Origin of the sequence: Curtobacterium sp. 9128, assembly GCF_007673775.1 — a bacterium.
GTDB lineage: Bacteria > Actinomycetota > Actinomycetes > Actinomycetales > Microbacteriaceae > Curtobacterium.
On record NZ_VEAF01000033.1, the window covers coordinates 1 to 232 of the forward strand.

Genomic DNA, 232 nt, shown 5'->3' on the forward strand with positions numbered 1-232 from the left:
AAGCAAGAAACAATATTGTTTTACGAGCGTTATTTACATAAAGATCACTACAAATCAGATAGACAACATTATCTTGCGATGGATATAACACCACAGAATTATAAAAAGCAGATGAGTCCAGCGAGAAGGAAGTTAATTAAGAACCTTGGAATAGAAGGTTTACAGTTAAATATTCCAGATTGGATGAAACGGTAACAGGTGCCAGTATTAGTGGACATCCTTTTCTATAGGT

Annotated in this window: 1 protein-coding gene; it reads left to right on the plus strand. The window is 34.5% G+C overall.

The window, feature by feature from the left end; translation table 11 throughout:
• Positions 1-195 (plus strand): hypothetical protein (locus tag FS641_RS18320; RefSeq protein WP_222122134.1); only part of this gene is annotated, 195 nt, incomplete at its 5' end.
• Positions 196-232 lie beyond the last annotated feature (37 nt).